The sequence below is a fragment of the Rhodothermales bacterium genome (assembly GCA_013002345.1).
Lineage (GTDB): Bacteria > Bacteroidota > Rhodothermia > Rhodothermales > JABDKH01 > JABDKH01.
The window spans coordinates 1-3884 of sequence record JABDKH010000206.1; the positions used below are offsets into that span (position 1 = coordinate 1).

A 3884-nucleotide genomic window follows, 5' to 3' on the forward strand; every position below is an offset into this window, starting at 1 on the left:
GATACTCGCGAACGCTCGGAAACAGTCCGCCTTCCTGCCTTTCAAGTTGAATTCGGAGCGCCATCGCGACATCACAACCTTCAAGCGCCTCGTCCAGCCGGTGCGTCACGCGGACGCCCATCGCCTCGATGCCAAACGGCATCATCGTCGTTGGGCCGCAAAGTGTTACGTTGGCACCGAGCGCCTTCAGGCCGTGTATGTTGGATCGCGCCACGCGACTGTGTGAGATATCTCCGATAATCGACACATTCAGGCCTTCGAAGGTCCGAAAGGAATCCGACATGGTGAGTAGGTCGAGAAGGCCTTGCGTAGGGTGTTCGTGTGCGCCATCGCCAGCGTTGATCACCACCGAATCGACGCAGCGTGTAAGGAAGTGTGCCGCGCCGGCCGACCGGTGGCGGATCACCACCATGTCGATCTTCATCGCTTCAATGTTGCGCGCCGTGTCCTTGAGGGTCTCCCCTTTCGCCACAGAAGATGCGGACGCCGAGAAATTCACCGTATCCGCCGAGAGCCGTTTCTCTGCGAGCTCGAACGATATTCGGGTGCGTGTCGACGACTCGAAGAACAGATTGACGACGGTGACGTCGCGCAGCGTCGGAACGCGCTTTATCGGTCGTTCGAGTACTTCGCGAAACTCCCGCGCCGTATCAAGAATGAGTTGGATCTCATCACCAGCGTACGTGGCGAGCCCGAGCAAATGGCGATGCCTGAGAGCCAACAACTGCTCGCTACTGACATCAGACACCATCACATCCTCCATACCCGCATTGCTTGTGGGCAAGACCGCTACGCCCGCGTGAGATTTCAAGCCGCCTTCGGATTGTTCACCAACCATACGCCATTCAATTCATCGATCTCTGATAACCGGACGCGTACCTCCTCGCCTTCGATGGTGGGTACGTGGCGTCCGACGATATCCGCCTGGACGGGCAACTCGTGCAGACCTCTGTCAACAACCACGAGGAGTGTCACAGACGCCGGGCGACCCATGTCCATGAGCGCGTCCAACGCCGCCCGCACTGTTCTGCCGGTGTACAGCACATCGTCAACAAGCACGATGTGGCGGCCGGAGACGTCGAACGGGATGTCGGTAGACCGAACGACCGGCTGCTTCATGCGCATCCGGAAGTCGTCCCGATACATCGTAGCGTCAAGAACGCCCGATTCGACGTGAATGCCTTCCACGGCCAGAATTCGATCGCACAGGCGTCTCGCCAGGTACACGCCGCGCGTCTGCATTCCGATCACACCGAAATTCGAGGCGGTGTCGGGCCGCACATCCAGCACATCTACGATCTGCCGCGCCATCCGGTCGAGGGTGCGGTTCAGATCATCCTCCGTCATTAGCTGGGCTTTGACAATATCCTGCGGCTCCATAAATCAGAAGTTACATGTTTTCCCGTTTTCGAACGTCCCACGCACTAATGATTCACGCGGAACACCCTCATTCCCGCCGGATCCGCCGGCACTCTGCCTCGTTCAGTACGTTTACGCCACGACCGACTCGCACATGCCTGCCCAGGACACCGCTCTCCGCTTTCTTGATCCCGCTGTGGTGTCGCGTCTCGACAACATGGAGCTGCGAGCACGGCTGATTGTGGAGGGCTTCATGACGGGGCTTCACCGGAGTCCTTATCACGGTTTCTCTGTCGAATTCGCCGAGCATCGTCCCTACAATCCGGGAGATGAACTCCGGCATGTGGACTGGAAGGTTTACGCGAAGACCGATCGTCATTACGTGAAGCAGTACGAGGAGGAAACGAACCTCCGCCACTACATCGTGCTGGACACGTCGACGTCGATGCACTACCGGCGATCGGGTCGCATGAGCAAGCTCGAGTACGGCACATACCTGGCGGCTGCGCTGCACTATCTGATGATGAAACAGCGCGACGCGACAGGCCTGATCGCGTTCGACAACAAGATTCACACCTATCTGCCGCCCCGAAGCACGAGCCGATACATCCGACAGCTCCTGGGCAAGCTGGAGCAGATCCTGTCGTCATCCCCGGGCGAACGAAGTACTGCCGCTGCAACCGCACTTGCGGAGATTGCCGAGCGGATCTATCGGCGCTCCTTCGTGGTCCTCATCACGGATCTGTTCGAGAATCTCGACTCACACGATGCCCTCTTGAAATCGCTGAGACATCTCCGCTATCGCGGACACGAGGTGCTCGTATTCCACGTGCTCGAAAGCAGCAGCGAGCGCCGGTTTGATTTTCCAAACGTCCCGACCGTCTTTCGTGACATGGAGACGGGCGAGGAAATCACGCTTCAGCCCGCACAACTACGTGAAAACTATCGCGAATCATTGAAGCTCTTCAGCGATCGATTTCGCCTTCGATGCAGGGAGTACAATATCGACTTTGTCGAGATCGATACGGAAGAACCGTACGACACCGCTCTCCTGGCTTACCTCAACAAGAGGCGTAGACTGACCTGACAGCCTGGTGATATCCCGCGTGCATCCAAAGATTCGCTTCTCCGTATTCGGCGAATCTGACTATTATCAATCCACTGCTATACCCGCAAATACTTCTTCAGACCATGGCCTCACAATCCGCTGACCGCTCGCTTGTTCTCTCCTTACTCTTCACGCTGTCCATCTCCGTAAGCGCGATTGGACAGGCATCCGCACCTCCAGCAAGTGCCGGCAACACCCCGACCGTCTTCGAACAGCCGGCCCTTGTCAGTGACTATCAGTCGACCATCACGGCGAACGAACTTGCCTCCCACCTATATCTGCTGGCGTCCGACCTTTTTGAAGGACGGGAAACCACGACCAGAGGCCAGAAGCTCGCGGCGCACTATCTGGCATCCCAGTATCGCCGAATGGGTCTTTCGCCGAAAGGGACCGCAGCCTCAGAGGAAGATGTACTCGGTGCATACCTGCAGCCGTTCCCGGTCTTCTCGCAGCGCCTTCAAAAGGCTAGCCTGACTGCGACACGGGCCGGCAACGTCCTTGCGAGTTCGGTCTTCGGCAAGACCGAGATGGACGGGAATTCGTATCTCGCTTTCGGCAACATGCCCGAGGTTAGCGGATCTCTTGTCTTTGGCGGCTATGGTATCTCGGACAAAGAGCTTGCCTACGATGACTACGAGGCGATGCAAGCTGCCGGCCTCGTTTACACTGACGGATGGCTTATGATTCTGCGGGACGAGCCACTCGCCGACGCCGAAACGAGTCTGCTTCCGACCGAGGATGGCAAGCCCTCTACGTGGACTCAACAGCCCAATCTGAAGTTCAACGCCATGTTTCAGCGAGGCTTGCCAAAGGGCATCCTCATTGTGGGTGACGCCGGGCCGGCCGCGGAAAAGTCCGTTAAGCAGGCGGCCAAGGAGCAGCTGGCACAGCTTGACGGTGTGGGCTCGCTCTCGCTGAAGGCCTCCGAGTCGTCCACGCAGTATCCACCGTTCTTCGTCATTTCGAGCGAACTTGCAGACAAGATGCTGGAATCGTCAGGCAAATCGATCGAGGACTTGAGGGCACAGATCGGAGAATCTGTAGCACCGGTCGTGTTCGCCGTCCCGGACGTTGTCGTAAGCAGCACACTCTCGAACGGAGGCGACGAACTTGGAACGGAGAATGTTCTGGCGCTTGTCGAGGGATCAGATCCGGTTCTCAAGAACGAGGTCGTGTTGATCTCATCGCACTACGACCATATCGGGCTGGCGTCGGGCTCCAAAGACGGCGATACGGTAAACAATGGAGCCGACGATGACGGGTCGGGCACCGTTGCCCTGCTCGAGATCGCTGAGGCATTCATGCGGGCAAAGGAGGATGGACATGGCCCGCGACGATCGATCTTGTTCGTCAACTTTACCGGCGAAGAAAAAGGACTTCTAGGATCAGCTTATTTCGCTGACGTTGAACCCACGGT

Annotated in this window: 4 protein-coding genes; 2 read left to right on the top strand and 2 right to left on the bottom strand. The window is 57.7% G+C overall.

The window, feature by feature from the left end:
* Together HKN37_10770 and pyrR are read right to left on the bottom strand one after the other, a co-directional pair.
* The coding region (locus HKN37_10770; protein ID NNE47131.1) for an aspartate carbamoyltransferase catalytic subunit at window positions 1-751 on the bottom strand (751 nt) is incomplete at its 3' end.
* A gap of 56 nt (window positions 752-807) precedes the next feature.
* A complete protein-coding gene (gene pyrR, locus HKN37_10775) occupies window positions 808-1380 on the bottom strand; it encodes a bifunctional pyr operon transcriptional regulator/uracil phosphoribosyltransferase PyrR (protein NNE47132.1) in 573 nt (190 codons plus the stop codon).
* Window positions 1381-1513: 133 nt separating this feature from the next.
* Between pyrR and HKN37_10780 the strand changes: the two genes are divergently transcribed.
* Window positions 1514-2446, top strand: a complete 933-nt coding sequence (locus HKN37_10780) for a DUF58 domain-containing protein (GenBank protein ID NNE47133.1) — start codon at window positions 1514-1516, stop codon at window positions 2444-2446.
* A 104-nt stretch (window positions 2447-2550) separates the two neighbouring features.
* Window positions 2551-3884 (top strand): M28 family peptidase (locus HKN37_10785; GenBank protein NNE47134.1); only part of this gene is annotated, 1334 nt, incomplete at its 3' end.